This window comes from Photobacterium sp. BZF1 (assembly GCF_014349205.1).
Classification (GTDB): Bacteria; Pseudomonadota; Gammaproteobacteria; order Enterobacterales; family Vibrionaceae; genus Photobacterium.
Map to the genome: position 1 here is coordinate 1 of NZ_JACSOF010000272.1, position 2,836 is coordinate 2,836.

A 2,836-nucleotide genomic window follows, 5' to 3' on the forward strand; every position below is an offset into this window, starting at 1 on the left:
GTCCTTCGGTGCTGACAACGGTGTGTCTATCGATGAAACGGATGATAAAGGGCAGGTCATCTCTGGCCAAATCCCACTCAATGTCGGCTCGGATGAGATATACAGCGTGGTCTTCCAGTCTGTCCAGCCAAGCCTGACTGGCCTCACCAGCAATGGCTATGCGACCAGCTTTACCGTGGCGGGCAATGTCCTGACGGTACTGGATGTTAACAGTGCGCCAATCATGACGGTGACCGTCAAGACCGACGGCACCTACGATGTGAAGGTAACGGGGCCTATCGACCAGGGTGACAGCGAGTCGACCTTGTTTAACCTCAACGTCACCGCGACCGACAAGGACGGCGACCCGGCCAATGGCACCATGGCTATCACCGTCAGTGATGGCGATGATGCATCGGGAAGCTATTTCGGCACCATTACCCTGACTGAAGGAGACTTGGACACCGACGGTGATGGTGTTAACCCAGCGGATACCGACACCAGCTACCCAGCCACACAATCCGGCAGCTTCGAGCTGGCGGCGGGTGAAGACCGCCTTGTTCCTACAAGCATTGCGGTTGACCCAGCGCAGGTAACCGCCTTAATCACGGAGCTGAAAGCCGAGCTGACCTCTGGCGGGCAGGCGCTGGACTTTGCCCTTAACAGTGATGGCGACATTGTCGGTACCCTCAATGGCGAGCCGGCGCTCACTGTTGAGTTGTCGGCGGTACAGAACGGGCAGGGCCTGACAGTCACGGTCAATGTCACCCAATCTATCCCGCTTGACCACAACAACACCGGGGACACGGCAGGTTTCATCTCATCGAAAGATGACCAGTTGCAAATCAATGTGCAGGTGCAGGCCAAAGATACCGATGGCGATGATCTGACCACGGCCGCGGTGGTGGGTATCATCATCAAAGACGGCGATAAGCCACTTATCGGTGTCGATAGTGGAACAGTTATTACTGAAACTAAGAGTAGTCAAACGGTATCAGGTGCCATCGATCTTGACGTTGGTAGTGATGAGATTGGCCGTTTCGATTTTGCGTCTTTGCAATCAACACTTGTTGGCTTGACAACCAATGGCCAGGCAACCACATATTCAGTCAATGGCAATGTCATTTCAGTGACTGTCTTTGGTGGTGCTAATGATGGTGACTCAGTTCTTACTATCAACATGAATAACGATGGTACTTATACCGTTCGTCAAGATGCACCGCTTGAACAAGATAATGCGCAGGGCGATGATATTGAACTTGTTTTAGGCGTGACAGCGACTGATAAAGACGGTGATACGAGTAATGTTGGGCAAGTTAAAATTACTATCAATGACGGTCAAGATCCTACAGGAGAGAATGTCACGGCTACTCTTTCGGTTGTAGAAGGTGATCTTGAAAACCCAGCAACGGGTAAAGAGTACCCCTCTACAGGAACGGGTAGTTTCACCGTCGAAGCGGTTAATGACAATCTTGTCGCGGCTTCAATGCGGATTGACCCTGCAATTCAAACGGCTCTACTTACCGAACTTGAGGGGTTGACCTCTGACGGTGATGCCCTTGACTTTAGTCTGAATATTGATTCAGGCGGAGTAATAACCATTACTGGTGTGACATCAGTGGGCAGTACAGAAGTGCTCACCATTACGATGACTCCCGCCTCGCAGAGCAATGGTGATGTAAGTGTTGCAATGACGATTGCACAAAGTGCACCGCTAGATCACACCTCGGGTTCCGGTTCCTATGTTGATATTGCTGATGATGGAATCACCATCGATATCCCTGTGCAGATGGATGACGAAGATGGTGATGACTTACTTCAACCCGTCATTGTTAATGTGACCATTACTGATGGTGATATTCCAGCCTTCGGTGCAGATAGCATTGTTAATCTGGATGATGGTAATACCGGAGTCTCTTCGGGTACTGGACAGGTCGAATTAGATACGGGCAGTGACTCAATTGTCAAAGTCTACTTTCATGACACCCAATCATCTCTTAATGGCTTGACCAGTAATGGCTTAGCAACTGTTTACTCTGTTTCTGCTGACGGTAGTGAAGTTGTCGTCACACTGGCAAGTGATCCAACAGTGGTTGTTTTTGAAGCATCCATTGATATAAACGGTAATTATACCGTGGATCAAAAGCAACCCATTGACCAAGTTGATGATTTAAGCAACGACAATGAGATTATTGTTCTCGACGTATTAGCTGATGATAAAGATGGCGATACCAGTGAGACTGGTCATATTCGAGTGCTGGTCAATGATGGTTCCAATCCTCTAGGGGGGCAGATTGGGAGCATTACAATCACTGAAGGTGATTTGACTCCGGAAGGTACGGAACAACCATACCCTGTTACCGATAATGTTGTCATTAATGTCGCTGCTGGAGTCGATAGATTAGATCCTAACTCAGTCGAAATAGACAGCGCTGTTCGTGAAACCCTGATCAGTGAATTACAGAATGAACTGAAGGCCGGCGGTAGTGCGATTTCATTTAGCTACGACAGTGACACAGCTACCATAACAGGCTCTGTTTCGAATGTAGCTGTTTTAACTATTGCGGTTAGCGCAGTTCAATCAGTCAATAGTCATGATGTTGTCGTTACGACCACGGTAACCCAGTACCAACCACTTGATCATTCAGGTGGCAACGGCAGCAACTTAGTTACAACTGATGGCGAGAAAATTACTATCGATGTGCCGGTTCAGGTTTCTGATACTGATGGAGATAAGTTGGAAACGGGCATTGTTGTCGATGTGACCATCAATGACGGAGATGCCCCTAATATTTCAGCTGTTGATGATTTATATGTTGAAGAAAGTGATATTAATGGCGGGGGCGGAATCCACAGA

1 pseudogene is annotated in these 2,836 nt (G+C 48.6%); it reads left to right on the plus strand.

Going from position 1 to position 2,836, the window contains the following annotated elements:
* A pseudogene (locus BIZ37_RS29810) lies at positions 1 to 2,836 on the plus strand (hcalcium-binding protein); the annotation flags it as partial.